The organism is Micromonospora sp. NPDC007208 (assembly GCF_042869175.1).
In the GTDB taxonomy this organism is placed as follows: Bacteria; Actinomycetota; Actinomycetes; order Mycobacteriales; family Micromonosporaceae; genus Micromonospora; species Micromonospora foliorum.
In genome coordinates, this window is record NZ_JBIAFG010000004.1 from 523,998 (window position 1) to 539,529 (window position 15,532).

The window sequence follows — 15,532 nt, forward strand, 5'->3', positions numbered from 1 at the left end:
CGCAGTACGGTGAAGCGGCCATGACCAGCAACTCCAGCGAGGTCCGCGAGGCACTCTTGCGGCTACGCGAGCAGACCGAGGCTCAGGCCACCGCCCTGGAGGGCGACCTGCGGAGCCTCTTCGAGGCCTCCCGGTCGTCCAACGCCGACGACGAACACGATCCCGAGGGCAGCACGATCGCGTTCGAACGCGCGCAGCTCATCGCCGTCCTGGACGCCACCCGCCGCCGCTTGGCCGAGCTGGACGTCGCACTGAAACGGGTCGAGGACGGCAGCTACGGCGTGTGCGAACGGTGCCTGCGCCCCATTCCCGCCGAGCGGCTCGTCGCCCGCCCGTCCGCGCGTACCTGCGTGGCCTGCGCCAGCCGACGGTGACGACCGTCAGGTGATGGTGGGGCCCTACGTTCCAGCAGGACGACGACCCCGCATCGACGAGACTGGAACGCCCCTTCCCCGCGATCTTGCACTTCCTGTCGCGACATAAAAGAGCATTGCGCGCATATCGGCGACCGAAACTGCAAGATCGGCGCGGATGGGGCGTTCCTCAGGGGCAACGCGTTAGGTCGCCGCCTAGAAGTCGTCGTCGAAGGCGACGGTGCCGGTCACCCCGACCTGGTACGCCGACACCCGCCGCTCGAAGAAGTTGGACAGCTCCTGCACGTCCTGCAACTCCATGAAGCCGAACGGGTTGCTCGACCCGTAGTGCGGCGCGATGCCGAGCTGGGCGAGGCGGCGGTCGGCGACGTGCTGGAGGTACTCCCGCATGTCGGTCAAGGTCAGACCGGGCACGCCGTGGCCCAACAGGTCCTCGGCGAACTGCACCTCACACTCGACCGCCTCGGTGAGCATCCGGCGGACCTGGTCGGCGAGGTCGTCGTCGAACAGGTCCGGCTCCTCGGCCCGGACGGTGTCGACGACGTCGAATGCGAACGCCATGTGCATGGACTCGTCCCGGAACACCCAGTTGGTGCCGGAGGCGAGGCCGTGCAGCAGGCCGCGGGAGCGCAGGAAGTAGACGTACGCGAACGCGCCGTAGAAGAACAACCCCTCGATGCAGGCGGCGAAGCAGATCAGGTTGAGCAGGAACGTCCGCCGGTCCTCGCGGGACCGCAGCTCCCGTAGGTCGTTGAGGGAGTCGATCCACCGGAAGCAGAACTCGGCCTTACGACGGATCGAGGGGATGTTCTCGATGGCCGCGAAGGCCTCGAAGCGCTCGGTCTCGTCGGGCACGTACGTGTCGAGCAGGTTGAGGTAGAACTGGACGTGCACGGCCTCCTCGAACAGCTGCCGGGACAGGTAGAGGCGGCCCTCGGGGCTGTTGACGTGCTGGTAGAGGTTGAGCACCAGGTTGTTGGCGACGATCGTGTCGCCGGTGGCGAAGAACGCCACCAGGCGGCTGACCAGGTGCCGTTCGGCCGGCGACAGCTTGTCCAGGTCGGCGAGGTCGGCGTGCAGGTCGACCTCCTCGACGGTCCAGGTGTTGCGGATCGCGTCGCGGAACCGGTCGAAGAAGTGCGGGTAGCGCATCGGGCGGAGAGTGAGGTCCATCCCGGGGTCGAGCAGCATGTGCGTGGTCCTCGTGTCGGTGGTGCTGGCGTCGGTGACGGCTTCGGCGGGGGTCACTGGCAGGCCTCGCACGACTCGGGGTTCTCCAGCGAGCAGGCCAGCGCCTCCACGTCGACGGCGACGGGCGCCACGGCGCTGACGGTGGCCTGCTGGATCCGGGTGGCGGGGCGCGAGCGCAGGTAGTAGGTGGTCTTCAGCCCGGCCTTCCAGGCGTACAGGTACATCGAGGAGAGCTTGCCGATGGTGGGCGCGGCCAGGAACAGGTTCAGCGACTGGGACTGGTCGATGAACGGGGCGCGGGCGGCGGCCAGGTCGATCAGCGCCCGCTGCGGCAGCTCCCACGCGGTGCGGAACAACTCCCGTACGCCGGCCGGCAGTTCGGCGATGTCCTGCACCGACCCCTCGGCCCGTTTGATCGCCGACCGGATCCGCTCGGTCCACAGACCGCGGGCCTTCAGCTCGCGTACCAGGGCGGTGTTGACCTGGAGGAACTCCCCCGACAGGGTCTCGCGCTTGAACAGGTTGGACACCTGCGGCTCGATGCACTCGTAGCACCCGGCGATCGAGGCGATGGTCGCGGTCGGCGCGACCGCCACCAGCAGCGAGTTGCGCAGCCCGTACGCCTCGACCCGCTCGCGCAGCGCGTCCCACCGCGCGGTCTGCGTACCCTCGACGCCCCACAGGTCGGGCTGGAGCTGGCCCCGCGCGGCCCGGGTCTGCGGGTACGCCGGATGGGCGCCGAAGTCGCGCGCCAGGTCGGCGGAGGTCTCCAGCGCGGTCAGGTACAGCTCCTCGCTGATCCGGGTGGACAGCTCCCGGGCGGCCGGCGAGTCGAACGGCAGCCGCAGCGCGAAGAAGACGTCCTGGAGGCCCATCAGCCCGAGCCCGACCGGCCGCCAGCGGGGGTTGCTCGCCGCCGCCTGCGCGGTCGGGTAGTAGTTGATGTCGATGACCCGGTCGAGGAAGGTCACAGCCGTCCGCACCGTGGCGCGCAGCCGCTCCCAGTCGATGCCGCCGTCGGTGAGGTGGGCGGCGAGGTTCACCGAGCCGAGGTTGCACACGGCGGTCTCGGCGTCGCTGGACACCTCGACGATCTCGGTGCAGAGGTTGGACAGGTGCACCACGTTGCCCGGCTCGGCGGTCTGGTTGCAGAGGCGGTTGGCGGCGTCCTTGAAGGTCATCCACCCGTTGCCGGTCTGGGCGAGGGTGCGCATCATCTTGCCGTACAGCTCCCGGGCCGGGACCTGCCGCACGTAGCGACCCTGCGCCTCGGCCTCCCGGTACGCGGCGTCGAACCGCTCCCCCCACAGGTCGGGCAGCTCGGGCACCTCGTGCGGGTCGAACAGCGACCACGGCTCGTCGGCCTCGACCCGGCGCATGAACTCGTCCGGGATCCAGTTGGCCAGGTTGAGGTTGTGGGTGCGCCGGGCGTCCTCGCCGGTGTTGTCCCGCAGTTGCAGGAACTCCTCGATGTCCGGGTGCCACGGCTCCAGGTAGACGCAGGCCGCGCCCTTGCGCCGGCCGCCCTGGTTGACCGCGGCGACGCTCGCGTCCAGCGTGCGCAGCCACGGCACGATCCCGTTCGACTGCCCGTTCGTGCCCCGGATCAGCGCGCCCCGGGAGCGGACCCGGGAGTACGCGATGCCGATGCCACCGGCGAACTTGGACAGGTTGGCGACCTGGGCGTACCGCTGGTAGATCGAGTCCAACTCGTCGAGCGGGGAGTCGACGAGATAGCAGGAGGACATCTGGGTGTGCCGGGTCCCGGAGTTGAACAGGGTCGGTGAGCTGGGCAGGTAGGCCAGGCTGGACATCAGCCGGTAGAAGCCGACCGCCTCGTCCGCCGTCCGGGACAGGCCGCAGGCCACCCGCAGCAGCCAGTACTGCGGGGTCTCCAGCACCAGTCGGCTGGTGGGGTGGCGCAGCAGGTAGCGGTCGTACACCGTGCGCAGGCCGAAGTACTCGAACCGGCGGTCGCCGGCCACGTCGACGGCCTGGTCGAGCGTCGTGGCGTGTGCGGCGACGAACGCGGCGGTGTCGGCACCGATCAGGCCCTCGGCGTGGCCGACCCGGATCGCCGCGCTGAACGAGGTGATGCCCTGCCGACGCACCTCCTTGTCGACGTAGCCGGCCAGCAGCCGCGCGGCGAGACGCGAGTACTGCGGCTCCTCACCGATCATCTCGGCGGCGGTCTGGATGGACAGCCGGTCCAGTTCGGCGGTGCTCGCGCCGTCGTAGAGGCCGCTGATGGTGCGGGTGGCCACCCGCATCGGGTCGACGTCGGTCAGGTCGTCGGCCCACCGCTCGACCGCCCGGACGATCTTGTTCACGTCCACGGGTTCGGTGCCGCCGTCGCGCTTGCGGACCTGCATCGGCGTGCGCCGCACTGTCGCGTCGCCGCTGGCCGGGACTACCTCGGTGACTGTCACCACTCGCTCCTCGGAGTTCGAGACCTGGTGGCCCGGACGCGAGGAGACAGACACCGACGGACGCCACGCCAGCCCGGCGTGGGTCAGGTGGCGTCAGCCGTCCCACGCGGCCTCGGACCGCCGCCCACCCGGGTGCGGGTACGCGGCGCGCTGGCAGGTCTTCGGACTCGCGGGCACGACCGGGGTAGCCGGTCTCCTACTGGCCGTCGCTTCCCAGGCCGAGGGGTGGCCCAGTGCTGATGACGGCGGTCGTTCCCACTCACCGCTGCGGGACAGTCCCGGAATTCCACCGGGTTCCCTGTTGCCTCGACCGCCCCGGATGGACGGCCGAACCAGCTGCGCTCGACACCATATATAGGGACGCAGCCGTTGTCACACCCCACATGTCGGTCTCGGGCGTGTCGGCGGCGGGCGGTGACCACCGTCACCCACGCGGCCGACCGCGCCAGCCCGACCGTCGCCGGGCAACGGAGACGGAGAATGTCGGAAACCTCGTCGCGCGCACCGGGCAGTCGGCACCACAGCGAAAACGCCTGTCGACGCCACCCGGCAAACATCATATGTCTACGGCCTAACAGTGATCGACATCGTTGACGTGCCGAGACAACTCTCCGTATACTCCCAGTGATCATCTGATCTTTAGCCTAGCCGGGCGAGGAGCGCATGCCGCAGATCACTGCCGTCACCGTCGAAGACGTCCGCTTCCCCACCTCCCTGACCGCTGACGGGTCAGACGCCATGAACAAGGACGGCGACTACTCGGCGGCCTACGTCATCCTGCACACCGATGGCGTCGACGGCGTGGGCGCCCCGCTCACGGGGCACGGCCTGACCTTCACCATCGGTCGAGGCAACGACATCGTCGCAGCGGCGGCGGTCCACCAGGCGCAGCGCCTCGTGGGTCTGGACGTGGCGACGATGGCAGCGGACATGGGCGCGGTCTACCGCCTCCTCACCTCCGACTCGCAGCTGCGTTGGCTCGGTCCGGAGAAGGGCGTCGTCCACCTGTCGCTGGCGGCCGTGCTGAACGCGTCGTGGGACCTGGTCGCCCGGGTCGCCGACAAGCCACTGTGGCGGCTGCTCGTCGACATGTCCCCCGAGCAACTCGTCGACATCGCGGACCTGCGCTACCTGTCCGACGCGCTGACCCGGGACGAGGCGCTGGCCATCCTGCGGGCCAAGGAGGGCACGAAGGCCGCCCGCCTCGCCGAGCTCGACCGGACCGGCTACCCCGCCTACACCACCTCGGCGGGTTGGCTCGGGTACGGCGACGACAAGCTGCGCCGGCTGTGCCAGGAGGCGGTGGACACCGGCTACGGCTACGTGAAGCTCAAGGTGGGCGCCAACCTCGACGACGACATCCGCCGCTGCGCGATCGCGCGGGAGATCCTCGGACCGGACCGCAACCTGATGATCGACGCCAACCAGGTGTGGGACGTCGGTCAGGCCATCGAGTGGGTCACCGCCCTCGCCCGGTTCACGCCACTGTGGATCGAGGAGCCGACCAGCCCCGACGACATCCTGGGCCACGCGGCCATCCGGCGTGCCGTCGCTCCGATCGGCGTCGCCACCGGCGAGCACTGCCACAACCGGGTGATGTTCAAGCAGCTGTTCCAGGCCGAGGCCATCGACTTCTGCCAACTGGACACCGGCAGGTTGGCCAGCATCAACGAGATCGTCGCCGTGCTGCTGCTCGCCGCGAAGTTCGACGTACCGGTGTGTCCACACGCCGGCGGCGTCGGGCTGTGCGAGATGGTCCAACACGTGTCGGTGCTCGACTACGTCGCGATCTCGGGGGATCTCACCAACCGGGTCACCGAGTTCGTCGACCACCTGCACGAGCACTTCACCGACCCGTGCGTCATCCGGGACACCGGCTCGGGCAGCGGTTACGTCCTGCCCAGCCAGCCCGGCTACTCCACCCGGATGCGTCAGGAGTCGGTCGCGCTCTACCGGTTTCCCGACGGCCACTACTGGGCGGCGACAGACCCGACTACCGTGTCATCTCCGCAGCCGTACGTGATCGCGGGTGGAACGGCCACCCCCGCCGGCCGCTAGGGGGTGTCGTGTCTCGCACCGACGAAGTGGTCAACGGCATCAAGCGGATGATTCTCGAAGGTCAGTTCCGGCCCGGCGACCGGTTGCCCATCGAGAAGGACCTCGCCGAGCAGCTCGGCGTCTCGCGGGGGTCGCTACGCGAGGGGATGTCGGCCCTGTCGATCCTCGGCATCGTCAACATCCGCCAGGGCGACGGCACCTACGTCACCAACCTCGACGCGCCACAACTGCTGGCCCCGATGGGTTTCGTGGTGGACTTCCAGGGTCAGGGCGACCCACGGCACATCCACACCGTCCGGCGACTGCTGGAGTGCGAGGCCGCCTGCCTGGCGGCGACCAGGATCACCGACGAGGCCCTGGCCCAGGCGGGTGACCTGCTCGACGAGGCGGGTCGGCTGGTCGGCCAGTCACCGCCGGATCACGAGCGGATCATGGAGATCGACATCGCCTTCCACCGGATCATCGCGGTGCACGCCGAGAATCCGGTGCTCGTCGGTCTGATCGAAGCGTTCGCCGGGCGCACCATCCGCGGCCGACTCTGGCGGAGCCTGCACGAGGAGGGCGCGGACCTGCGCACCCACGACGAACACGTGGCGATCCTGAAGGCCCTCGTGGCGCGCGACCCGGAACGGGCCCGCACCCGGATGGCCAACCACCTGATCGGTGTGGAGGAGTCGTTGCAGGGATTACCCGACGATCCTGACGCGAGCATCGAGACGACCCGGTCCTGACCGCCGCGGCCTCACGACTGCACGTCGAGCAGTCAGTCGTCGTACACGGCCGTCCAGAGCTGATCCGGGACGTCGACGTCGGATCACCGCTCGTCCCGGTCCGCGCTGGTGCTGCCGGTCATCGCCGCGACCAGGTCGTCGGTGGTGACCTCGTCGGCGCGCAGTTGCGCCGCTCGTCGGCCGAGGCGCAGCACCTCGACCCGGTCGGCGATCTCGAGCACCTGCGGCATGTTGTGGCTCACCAGCACCACCGACATGCCGGCGTCGCGGGCACGCCGAACGACGTCGAGCACCCGCCCGGTCTGGACCACGCCCAGCGCTGCGGTGGGCTCGTCGAGGATGACCACGTTGGTCGCCCAGATGATCGCGCGGGCCACCGCCACGCACTGCCGCTGCCCACCGGAGAGCATCGCGATCGGGGTGGTGACCCGGGGGATCCGTACGCCCAGTTCGTCGAGGGCGGCGGCGGCGCCGTGTCGCATGGCGCGCTTGTCCAGCAGCCCGAGCCGACCGAGCGGTCCGGAGCGCAGGATCTCCCGGCCGAGATACAGGTTGGCGGCCACGCTGAGGTCGTCCGCGACGGCGAGGTCCTGGTAGACGGTCTCCACGCCGGCCCGCCGGGCATCGACCGGAGTGGAGAACTGGACCGGACGACCGCCGACCCGGATCTCGCCCTCGTCCGGCGGATGCACACCGGACAGGGTCTTGATCAGGGTGCTCTTTCCGGCGCCGTTGTCACCGATCAGCGCGACGACCTCGCCCCGGCGGACCGTGAAGTCGGCGCCCCGCAACGCCTCGACGTGCCCGAACCGCTTGACGATGCCGCGGGCTTCGAGGACCGGCGGTTCCGCGTCGGTGGGTTGCTGCTCGCTGTCGGCGGTGGCCGTGGGGATGCCGCCCATCACTGCACCGGCGGGTTGGCGCAGCTGGGCTCGAGCACCGCCTTGATCTCCGCCGAGTCGATGTTCTCCTTGGTGACGAAGGTGACGCCGGTGTCGGCCGATGCCAGCGGCGCCTTGTCCCGAAGGTGCTTGACCATCTTGTCGACGCCGAAGTAGCCCATCTTGAACGGGTTCTGCACGACCAGGGCCGAGATTTGGCCGTTGCGCACCCCGGCGATCTCGTCCGGGGCCGCGTCCCAGCCGATGATGACCACCTTGCCGGACTTGCCGGCCGCCTGGATGGCCTGCGCGGCACCGAGCACGCTCGGCTCGTTGGCCGCGAAGACGCCGGCGAGCTTGGGGTTGGCGGTGAGGATGTTCTCGGTGACCCGCCGGGCCTCGTTGACGTCACTGCGGCTCGGTTGCTGGCCGACCAGCTTCAGGTTGGGGTACTGGGCGAGGCCGGCCTTGAAGCCGTCGACCCGCTCGGTGTTGGTCTGCGATCCGGGCTGGAACTCGACGAGCGCCACCTCGTGGTTGCCGGGACCGAGTTCGGTGGCGAGCAGCTTCGCCGCCTCGGTTGCCGACGCGCGGTTGTCGGTGGCGAAGAGGGGCACACCCGACGGCTGCGGGCTGGTGCCGGAGTCGATCATGGCGACCGGGATGTCGGCGGCGAGCGCCTGGTCGGTCGCCGGCGCCAGCGCGCTGGAGTCGGTCGCCGCGTAGACGATGCCGTCGACCTTCTTGGTGACGAAGTTCTGGATCAGGTTGACCTGACCCTCGACGTCGGTCTCGGTGGTCACCCCGTCCCACTGGACGGTGACGTCCCCCGCGCGCTGCGCGGCGCACTCCGCGCCCGCCTTGACCGTGTTCCAGTAGTCGGCGCCGACCGCCTTGGGTACGACGGCGAGCTTCAACGGGCCGCTCGCGTCCTTGGTCGCGCCGTCGCCGCCGTCCCGGACCTCGACCCCGCCGCAGGCGCTGAGCAGAGCGGTCGCCGCGGCCGCGGCCAGGATCGCCTGCGCGCGCAGGAGTGGTCCTCGCGTCCGCCGGCTGGTGGTGGTGTGTGCCATGGTGTGTGTCCTTCCTCGTTCGGACTCTCGAAATGGCATGTCAACCGCGCGATTCCAGCCGCCGGCGGCGGTACTGGTCGAAGTAGACGGCGGCCCAGATGATCACGCCGACGATCACCTGCTGGTAGTGGATGCTGATGTCGAGCAGGACGGCGCCGTTGCGGACCAGGGCGATGAGGAACGCGCCGATGATGGTCCCGACGATCCGGCCCTGCCCGCCGAACAGGCTGGCACCGCCGATGACCGCGGCGGCGATGACGTCGAGCTCCAGCGAGATGCCGTAGTTGGGTTGGCCGGAGTTGACCCGGGAGGCGGCGATCATGCCGCCCAGCCCGACCAGCACGCCGGCCAGGACGTACACCCCGGTCAGGTGCCGACCCACCCGGATGCCGGAGCGGCGGGCCGCCTCCAGATTGGAGCCCATCGCGTACGTGTACTGACCGAAGCGGGTCTGGGAGAGCAGGAAGGCGACCCCGACGGCGACCAGGACGGTGATCACCACGGCGAACGGGATGCCGAGGATCTCCCCGTTGCCGAGCAGTTGGAAGGAGCGGGGCAGGCCGTAGACGCCGACCGCTCCGGTGATGATGAAGACGAGGCCGCGGCCCACGGACATCGTCCCCAACGTCGCGATGAACGGCGGAATCCGGGCCACCGTCACCAGCAGCCCGTTCAACAGCCCGGCCAGCGCGCCGACGCCGATCGCGACCGCGGTCGCCGCCCAGAGCGAGAAGCCGAGGTCGCGTACGACCATCGCGCCCAACACCCCGGCGAGCGCGGCGACCGACCCCACCGACAGGTCGATGCCCTTGGTGATGATGACCATCGTCTGGGCCGTGGCGATGATGGCGATCACCGCCGTCTGCGCCCCGATGTTGAAGAGGTTGTCGGCGGTCAGGAAGTAGGGGCTCGCGAAGGTCAGGGCGATGAACAGGACGACCAACGCGGTCGCGGCGGTGAACTCGGAGACGGCGTGGGAGATCCGTTCCCGGAACCAGTCGCTGAGCTCGCCGCGCTGCGTGCCGGCGGTTGCCTCGACGCTACTCATCGTCGGACCTGACCTCCCCAAGCGTGGCGCCGGCAACCCGACGGGGACCCGCCGACGAGCCGAACGCCTGTGAGCGACCGACCCCGCTCGGCTGGCAGCGCGGCCAGGTGGCCGCACGACCCTCGACATAGGTCGGATGTTTGCCACGATCAGGCGTTACCTTGCCACGCATTCACATATGTTGCCAAGGTCTTGCGAGCATGTTTTGCCATCGTCACCCGCACCACCGAAGGCAGGCGTCTGACCAGACCGACATCGGCTGCCGTCGCTAGCATGTTATCGATAACATGCTATGTCCCCAGTTCGGGAGGCGCCGCTGGGTCAGGACGGGGCCAACTGGTACACCCGGCCGGCGGTCTGGCGCCAGATCGCCGCCCGCTCGTCGTCGGACAGCGGGTCCAGCAACTCGCCGAGGGCCGTGACCCAGCGGGTGTACGAGGTGGCGAGCAGGCACACCGGCCAGTCCGAGCCGAACATCAGCCGATCCGGCCCGAAAACGTCGAGGGCGTGTTCGACAGCGGGCCGCAGGTCGCCTGGCGTCCAGGACGGGCCGTCCACCTCGGTCACCAGGCCGGAGAGCTTCGCCGTCGTGTTGGGCTCGGCCGCGAGCGCCCGCAGGTCGCGGCGCCAGTCGGCGAAATCGGCGCGTCCCAGCGGAGGTTTGCCGAGGTGGTCGAGGACGAACCGCACCCGGGGCAGGTCGCGGACGAGCCGGGTGGCCGCCGGCAGCTGACGATGGCGCACCAGGAGGTCGAAGGCGAGGCCGGCGGCACCGACCGCGGCGATGCCCCGCCGCACGTCGGGGCGGTCCAGATAGGTCGGGTCGGGCTCGGACTGGACGAGATGGCGGATCCCGACCAGCCGTTCGCCGCCCCGCGCCTTCCGTAGTCGGTCGAGGCGGCGGCCGACATCGGCGGCGGTGAGGTCGACCCAGCCGACGACCCCGGCCACGAGTGGGTCGTCGGCCGCGATGCCGAGCAGCTCGGGCGTCTCCGACCGGACGGCGACGGACTGCACGACCACCGTCCGGGTGACCCCGGCGGCCCGGGCCGCCGGGGCGAGCTCGACCGGCGTGAAGTCGTTGTCGATCGCGGCCATGGTGTGCGGGTCGATCCAGGGCTGCGGGTGCCGGGCCCGGACCCAGAGGTGATGGTGCGCGTCGACGATGCCTGGCCGCCGCGCGACCTCGTCGGCCGTCACCGGACCCGTCCTGGCGTGTTCCCGTCCACCCCACACCCCGCCCCGCCACTGATCGAACCCTCCGGGTCGACCCGAAGCCACAGCGCGATCTGGCAGTTGACCATGTTAGCGGTAACAGGCTGCTCATGAGTGGCGGAACGCGCGCCACGATCAACCTCCGGCAGTGTCAGCTTTTGGTCTGACGAATCCGTTGGCACCTCACGGCTGGTCCGGCTCACCGACCTACCGGTGGGGGACGTGGCGGGGCGCGGGGTCCCGGGTTGACCGCCCGAGGCGGCACCGATACCGTCGACCCACTATCTGCGGCGACGCGAGGGAAGCCGGTGTGAATCCGGCGCGGTCGCGCCACTGTGAGCGGTTCCCCAACCACAACCGGGGTGCCGCGAGCCAGGACGCTCGGTCGTCCGCAGCCTTGCGATGGGGACGCGTCATCCCTGGGGAGGTTCGTGTATTCATGTCTAGTTCCGCTTCCAGCCAGCCGGTGGTGCACCCCGTTGGCAGTGCCCGTCTCCTGTGGACGGCTCTGGCGACCGTTGCCGTGCTCGCCCTGCTGACGTACCTTGTCGCCTTCGACCAGGGGGCCGTCTCGCGCAGCGGGACGTACCTGCACGAGCTGATGCACGACGGCCGGCACCTGCTGGGCGTTCCGTGCCACTGAACACCACCGCCGCTCCCCCGTTCCTCGCCGTCCTCGTCCGCGGGCTGCTCGCCGGCCTGATCGCCGGCCTGCTCGCCGGGGCGTTCGCGTACGTCGCTGGCGAACCGCACGTCGAGGCGGCCATCGCCATCGAGGAGGCGGCGACGCACGCCGAGCCCGCCGCCGCTGGTGCGCACGACCACGAGGACGCCCTGGTCAGCCGGACTGGTCAGCGCGGCGGCCTGTTCCTGGCCACCGGCCTGTTCGGGGCCGCGATGGGTGGCCTGCTGGCCACTGCGTACGTCCTGCTGTCCCGTCGGCGGCGCGACGACGACGGGCGGTCGGGCCTGCTGCTGGCCGGCGCGGCGCTGCTCGGCGCGGTGATCGTGCCGTTCCTCAAGTACCCGGCGAACCCGCCGGCGGTCGGCGACCCGGCCACCATCGACCAACGGACCGTCACCTACCTGTTGATGGTGGTGCTCGGGCTGGTGGCCGTGTGGGCCGGCTCGCTGGGCTACCGGTCGGTCGGTGCCCAGGCGCCGACCTGGCAGCGCGCCGCCGCGGCCGTGGGCGGGTTCGTGCTGGTCACGGCAGTGTCGTACGTGGTCATGCCATCCTTCCAGGAGGTTCCGGCGGACTTCCCCGCGACCCTGCTGTGGGATTTCCGACTGGCCTCGCTCGGCACCCAGGTGGTGCTCTGGACCGGCATCGGCCTGCTGTTCGCGGCCCTGATGCACCACGAGCGGCGTCGCCGGGCCGCCACCGCGCTGCCGAGCACGTGACCGGCACCAGCCTCCGGCTGGTCGCCCACGGTCACACCGCCGCTCTGCGTCGGGCCCGCTTCGGCGGCACCGACGACGGCCTGGACGAGGGTGGCCGGCGTGGCGCCCTCGCCCAGGCGCAGGCGGATCCGGACCGACGTGGGCACCTCGGGGTGCACGACACCTGCCTGTCCAGTCCGGCGGCGGCGGCCCGGCAGACCGCCGACGCCTTCGGCCTGCTGCCGACGATCGAGGCGGCGTTGGCCGACTGTGACTACGGCGACTGGTCCGGACGGTCGCTTGAGGAGGTCGCCGGCACGCAGCCGCAGGCGCTGCACGACTGGCTGTCCGCACCGGACTCCGCGCCGCACGGCGGTGAGTCCGTCACGGCCGTACGGGATCGGGTCGGTGGCTGGCTGGACGAGCTGCACGGCGTCGGTGGACGCGTCATCGCGGTCACCCACCCGCTGGTGATCCGGGTCGCGGTGGTGCACGCCCTCGGCCTGCCGGTCGCGACGTACCGGCAGGTGGACGTGGAGCCCCTGGCCGTCGTCCGACTCACCAGTCAGGGCACCCGCTGGCAGCTCCGACTGGGCGCGCCGCGCGCAGGTTGAGGTCACGCCAAACGGCGCGGGCCGCGCCCACCAGGAGTGGACACGGCCCGCGCTCGTTCGGCGGCTGTCGGCCGCTTGCTCAGTGCTGCCGGTGGGGCAGGTGCAGCTCGACCGGCTCGGGCGGAAGGTCGTCGACGCCCGCGGCGACGGCCTGTTCGTGACGGCGACGCGCCGAGGGCAGGGCGAGCGCCGCGAAGACGGCCAGGACCGCGACGCCCGCGCACACCCAGAAACCGGCGGTGAACGCCGCGTCGGTGGGCAGACCCTGAGGAGTGCTGTTCGACGTGATGACGGCTGCCACCACCGCCGCGCCGATGCTGCTGCCGATGGTCCGGGCGATGGTGTTGACGCCGCTCGCCTCGCCGGTCTGCCCGGCCGGGACGCTCTCGATGATGGCGTTGGACATCGCCGCGAACGCCAGACCGATGCCGGCGCCGGTGAGCACCCCGGAGAGCAGCACCTGCCAGGTCGCGCCGTGCGCGAGTGCCGGCAGCGCGAAGGCGACGACGACCGCCACCGTGCCGAGGAACATCGGAACCTTGGGGCCGAAGCGCCGGTCCAGCAGGCCCGCGAGGGGGCCGAAGACCACCATCATCAGGACGGTGGGCAGCAGGAACAGGCCCGCCTGGGACACCGTCTTGCCGAACCCGTACCCGGTGGCCGCGGGAAGTTGGAGCAGGGTCGGTACGAGCACGAACGTCCCGAACATCGCGAAGCCGAGGATCAGGGCGACGAGGTCGGTGGCCCAGACACCGCGAATCCGCATCAGGCGCATGTCGATGAGCGGCTCGCGTACCCGAAGCTCGACCCGGACGAACACGATCATCGCGACCGCACCGAGCACGAACAGGCCGATGGTCTTCGGCTCGGTCCAGCCCCAACCCTGCCCCTTGCTCACGGCCAGCAGCAGCGAGACCAGCGACACCGACAGGATGGCCGCGCCGAGCATGTCGAGCCGTCCGGGCGTGCGGACCCGCGACTCGGGCATTCCGAAGATCGCTCCGAGCAACGCGACGACGACGAGGACGAGCGGCAGCCAGAACAGCCAGTGCCACGACAGGTGCTCCACGATCGGGCCCGCGGCCACGATGCCGACACCGGCGCCGACACCGAAGATCGCCGACAGCAGGCCGACGGTGACGCCGACCTTCTCCCGGGGCAGTTGGTCGCGGACGATGCCGATCGACAGCGGCAGGATGGCTCCGGCGGCTCCCTGCAGGGCCCGCGCGACGATCAGCACGGTCAGGTTGGGAGCCAGGGCGGCGAGCAGGGTACCCGCGGCGAGGGCCGCGAGGACGCCGATGAGGACCCGACGCTTGCCGACCATGTCACCGAGGCGTCCGAGAATGGGCGTCAGCACCGAGGCGGCCAACAGGTACGCCGTGAGCACCCAGCTGATGTCTCCGGTCGAGACGCCCAGGTCCCTTCCGATGGTCGACAGCGCCGGCGCCACCAGCGACTGGAGCACCGCGAACGCCAGGCCGCCCAGCGACAGGTAGAGCACCAGGAGGGTGCTGTTGGCGCGCGGGGCGGCGCCGGGCGCGGTGCCGAGGTGGGTCGGCTCCTCGATGGTGTGGGTCATGAGATCCCCGAACTAGATGTAAACGTTTGCTGACTTAGCCAGTATGCGCAGCCGTAGGCGTATGTCAACAGTCGTTTACGTCACCCTGTGCGGCGACCCCGGCCTTGCGGTCACCGGAAAGTCAACATATGTTTACTTGCGGACGCCGACGAGCCAGAGCGAAGGAAGGACGCGCCGTGACAGCAGCAGAACCGCCTGTCCCCGCGACCAGCAGCACCGCCGGCGAACCGGCCCAGCGTCGCCGTCGGGACGCGGCCGAGACCCGGCAACTGCTGCTCGACGCCGCCCGCCAGCGCTTCGCCCGGGACGGCTACGCGGCCACGACCGTCCGGGACATCGCCGACGACGCGGGCGTCAACGTGGCGCTCATCAGCCGCTACTTCACGTCCAAGGAGGGCCTGTTCGAGGCGTGCCTGCGGGCGGCCGGCGACGAGCTGCGCCGGACGACCGGGCAGACGCCCGCCGACCGGGTGCCCGAGGCCATCGCCCGGCACATCGCCGACCTCGGCGCGGCGGGCCTGTCGAGCCAGCTCTCACTGCTGTTGCGGTCATCCGGGGACGCGGGGGCCGACGAGATCCGGCGCGGCGTCCTGGTCCGTTCCAGCGAACAACTGGCGGCGGCGCGCGGGTGGCGTCCCGGCGAACCGGGCAGCGAACAGCTCCTGCTCCGCGCCCAGATGGTCCTCGCCGCCGGCATCGGAGTCGCGGTGTTGCGGTCGTCGATCCGGCTGGAACCGCTGAGTTCCGCGACCGAGGAGGACCTGGTCGGGCCGCTGCGCGACCTGGTCGACGCGCTGCTGCCGCCGCACTGAGAGTTGATCATTTGACGCGGCGTGGGGGGGGGGGGGGGGGCCGCCCCCCCCCCCCCCCCCCGCCGGGCCCCCCCCCGGGGGGCGCCGGGGAGGGGTGCCCGCGGGGCCCCCCCGCCGCCCCCCCGGGGGCCCGCCGCCGGC

At 70.7% G+C, this 15,532-nt stretch carries 14 protein-coding genes and 2 riboswitches; of the genes, 7 read left to right on the forward strand and 7 right to left on the reverse strand.

The window, feature by feature from the left end; translation table 11 throughout:
• Positions 1 to 20 precede the first annotated feature (20 nt).
• On the forward strand, positions 21 to 374 hold the full coding sequence (locus ACFYL6_RS11730; RefSeq protein ID WP_387170356.1) for a TraR/DksA family transcriptional regulator: 354 nt from the start codon (positions 21 to 23) through the stop codon (positions 372 to 374).
• Positions 375 to 569: 195 nt separating this feature from the next.
• Here the strand turns inward: ACFYL6_RS11730 and ACFYL6_RS11735 are convergent, their stop codons facing one another.
• Complete coding sequence (locus tag ACFYL6_RS11735; RefSeq protein ID WP_238660589.1) at positions 570 to 1,565, reverse strand: ribonucleotide-diphosphate reductase subunit beta; 996 nt, start codon at positions 1,563 to 1,565, stop codon at positions 570 to 572.
• A gap of 53 nt (positions 1,566 to 1,618) precedes the next feature.
• Positions 1,619 to 3,937, reverse strand: a complete 2,319-nt coding sequence (locus ACFYL6_RS11740) for a ribonucleoside-diphosphate reductase subunit alpha (RefSeq protein WP_387170421.1) — start codon at positions 3,935 to 3,937, stop codon at positions 1,619 to 1,621.
• Between the two features lie 191 nt (positions 3,938 to 4,128).
• Positions 4,129 to 4,346: riboswitch (cobalamin riboswitch) on the reverse strand.
• A 311-nt stretch (positions 4,347 to 4,657) separates the two neighbouring features.
• Here ACFYL6_RS11740 and ACFYL6_RS11745 point away from each other — a divergent pair.
• Both ACFYL6_RS11745 and ACFYL6_RS11750 read left to right on the forward strand, forming a co-directional pair.
• A complete protein-coding gene (locus ACFYL6_RS11745) occupies positions 4,658 to 6,052 on the forward strand; it encodes an enolase C-terminal domain-like protein (protein WP_387170358.1) in 1,395 nt (464 codons plus the stop codon).
• An 8-nt stretch (positions 6,053 to 6,060) separates the two neighbouring features.
• Positions 6,061 to 6,783, forward strand: a complete 723-nt coding sequence (locus tag ACFYL6_RS11750; RefSeq protein ID WP_387170360.1) for a FadR/GntR family transcriptional regulator — start codon at positions 6,061 to 6,063, stop codon at positions 6,781 to 6,783.
• A gap of 83 nt (positions 6,784 to 6,866) precedes the next feature.
• On the opposite strand, the gene ACFYL6_RS11755 is transcribed toward ACFYL6_RS11750, so the two are convergent.
• The 4 genes from ACFYL6_RS11755 to ACFYL6_RS11770 all read right to left on the reverse strand — a co-directional run bounded on the left by ACFYL6_RS11755 (position 6,867) and on the right by ACFYL6_RS11770 (position 10,985).
• Complete coding sequence (locus ACFYL6_RS11755) at positions 6,867 to 7,685, reverse strand: ATP-binding cassette domain-containing protein (protein ID WP_387170362.1); 819 nt, start codon at positions 7,683 to 7,685, stop codon at positions 6,867 to 6,869.
• Positions 7,685 to 8,737 carry an ABC transporter substrate-binding protein gene (locus ACFYL6_RS11760; RefSeq protein ID WP_387170364.1) on the reverse strand — a complete coding sequence of 351 codons (1,053 nt, stop codon included), beginning with the start codon at positions 8,735 to 8,737 and terminating at the stop codon, positions 7,685 to 7,687. Before ACFYL6_RS11760 ends, ACFYL6_RS11755 begins: the two co-directional genes overlap by 1 nt.
• Before the next feature lie 40 nt (positions 8,738 to 8,777).
• Positions 8,778 to 9,785: an ABC transporter permease gene (locus tag ACFYL6_RS11765; protein ID WP_238660579.1), complete on the reverse strand. Its 1,008-nt coding sequence runs from the start codon at positions 9,783 to 9,785 to the stop codon at positions 8,778 to 8,780.
• 321 nt (positions 9,786 to 10,106) lie between these two features.
• Positions 10,107 to 10,985: an amidohydrolase family protein gene (locus ACFYL6_RS11770; protein ID WP_387170367.1), complete on the reverse strand. Its 879-nt coding sequence runs from the start codon at positions 10,983 to 10,985 to the stop codon at positions 10,107 to 10,109.
• Positions 10,986 to 11,300: 315 nt separating this feature from the next.
• A riboswitch (cobalamin riboswitch) is annotated at positions 11,301 to 11,381 on the forward strand.
• Positions 11,382 to 11,439: 58 nt separating this feature from the next.
• Between ACFYL6_RS11770 and ACFYL6_RS11775 the strand changes: the two genes are divergently transcribed.
• The 3 genes from ACFYL6_RS11775 to ACFYL6_RS11785 are packed head-to-tail and all read left to right on the forward strand — an operon-like array spanning position 11,440 to position 12,997.
• Positions 11,440 to 11,643, forward strand: coding sequence for a CbtB domain-containing protein (locus ACFYL6_RS11775; RefSeq protein WP_238660576.1), 204 nt, complete (start codon positions 11,440 to 11,442; stop codon positions 11,641 to 11,643).
• Positions 11,634 to 12,404: a CbtA family protein gene (locus tag ACFYL6_RS11780; protein ID WP_387170369.1), complete on the forward strand. Its 771-nt coding sequence runs from the start codon at positions 11,634 to 11,636 to the stop codon at positions 12,402 to 12,404. The genes ACFYL6_RS11775 and ACFYL6_RS11780 overlap by 10 nt, the downstream gene beginning before the upstream one ends.
• Positions 12,401 to 12,997 (forward strand): histidine phosphatase family protein, encoded by a 597-nt coding sequence (locus ACFYL6_RS11785; protein WP_387170371.1) that lies wholly within the window; start codon positions 12,401 to 12,403, stop codon positions 12,995 to 12,997. The genes ACFYL6_RS11780 and ACFYL6_RS11785 overlap by 4 nt, the downstream gene beginning before the upstream one ends.
• A 79-nt stretch (positions 12,998 to 13,076) precedes the next feature.
• On the opposite strand, the gene ACFYL6_RS11790 is transcribed toward ACFYL6_RS11785, so the two are convergent.
• Entirely contained in the window at positions 13,077 to 14,579 is a 1,503-nt protein-coding gene (locus tag ACFYL6_RS11790) for an MFS transporter (RefSeq protein ID WP_387170373.1), read from the reverse strand.
• Between the two features lie 176 nt (positions 14,580 to 14,755).
• Here ACFYL6_RS11790 and ACFYL6_RS11795 point away from each other — a divergent pair, with 176 nt between their 5' ends.
• Positions 14,756 to 15,391, forward strand: coding sequence for a TetR family transcriptional regulator (locus ACFYL6_RS11795; protein WP_387170375.1), 636 nt, complete (start codon positions 14,756 to 14,758; stop codon positions 15,389 to 15,391).
• The last annotated feature ends 141 nt before the right edge of the window (positions 15,392 to 15,532 follow it).